The organism is Nonomuraea mesophila, assembly GCF_004352805.1.
Taxonomy (GTDB): Bacteria; Actinomycetota; Actinomycetes; order Streptosporangiales; family Streptosporangiaceae; genus Nonomuraea; species Nonomuraea longispora.
The window spans coordinates 1-1,391 of sequence record NZ_SMLD01000374.1 but is presented as its reverse complement, the minus strand read 5'-3'; the positions used below and the strand labels follow the sequence as shown (position 1 = coordinate 1,391).

Annotated in this window: 1 protein-coding gene; it reads left to right on the top strand. The window is 75.7% G+C overall.

The features are described from left to right. Positions 1–1,272, top strand: a 1,272-nt coding sequence (locus tag E1295_RS48105) for an NAD(P)/FAD-dependent oxidoreductase (RefSeq protein ID WP_132642089.1), incomplete at its 5' end; no start/stop codon positions are given. Positions 1,273–1,391 lie beyond the last annotated feature (119 nt).

Here is a 1,391-nt window from a genome sequence, read left to right as displayed (position 1 = left end):
GGGTTCTCCTGCCTGCGGGGCCTGGAACGCAGGTTGCCCCGGGGCGCCGCGGAGCTCGTCCTCGTCAACCCCTCCGACTACCACCTGTACACGCCGCTGCTTCCGCAGGTCGCGGCGGGCGTCGTCAATCCGGAGGACGTGGCGGTCCCGCTGCGGGCCCTGCGGCGCACCCGGCTCAGGCCGGGGGTGGCCATCGGGGTCGACCTGGACGCGCGCACGGTGACGGTGTGCGACCGCGACGGCGACGTCACCACCATCGGATGGGACCGGCTCGTGCTCGCCCCCGGCAGCGTCACGCGCGCGTTCCCCGTCCCCGGCCTGAAGGAGCACGCGCACGGCTTCAAGACCATCACCGAGGCGGTCTACCTGCGCGAGCGCGTGCTGGCCCAGCTCGAACTCGCCGACGGGCTGAGCGAGGGGCGCGAGCGGGCGGCCTGCACCACGTTCGTGGTCGTCGGGGCGGGCCTGGCCGGCACGGAGTACGTCGCCCAGATGCGCATGTTCGTACGCTCCGCCCTGGCCGCCTACCCCCGGCTGCGGGCCGAGCACATCCGCTGGATCATCGTCGACCCGGGCCGCAGGATCCTCTCCCACCTGGACCCCCGGCTGTCGGAGCGCGCGCTCGCCATCCTGCGCTCCCGTGACGTCGAAGTACGGCTCGGCGCCGCCGTGGACCGGCTGACCGCCGACACGGTGCACCTGAACGACGGCACCACGGTGGCGTGCCGGCTGCTGGTGTGGACGGCGGGCGTCGCCGCCGGCCCGCTGGTCGGCGAGCTCGGGCTGCCGACGGAGAAGGGCCGCCTCGTCGTGGGCGCCGACCTGGCCGTGCCAGGGCGGCCGGACGTCGTCGCGCTCGGGGACGCGGCGGCGGTGCCCGACCTGACCCGGCCGGGATCGGTGTGCCCGCAGACCGCCCAGCACGCCATGCGGCAGGGCCACGCCGCCGCCCGCAACGTCGCCGCGGGGCTCGGCTACGGGCGGGCTCGGCCGTACCGGCATCGCGACCTCGGCGCCGTGGCCGACCTCGGCGGCGGGCAGGCCGTCGCCGCGCCGCTCGACCTGCGGGTGACCGGCCCGGCGGCCGCGGCGATCACCGGCGCGTACCATCTGTTCGCGCTGCCCGCCACGGGCAACCGGCTCCGCGTCGCCGTCGACTGGGCGCTGACCGGCCTGCTCAGCCGCCGGATCGTCAGCCTCGGGCTGGTGCCCGACGCCGCCGCCCGGCTCTCCCGGGCAGAACAGCTCAGCATCCGGCCTCCCGACGGCTGAAAGGCACGTGAGGGGCGTGGAAGGATAGGGGCGAGTCGAGAGGAACGCCCTCATGTCCGGATTTTTGTCCCGCCGAGCCTTACTGGCCGCCGTGCCCGCCGCCGGCCTGGCAGCCACCC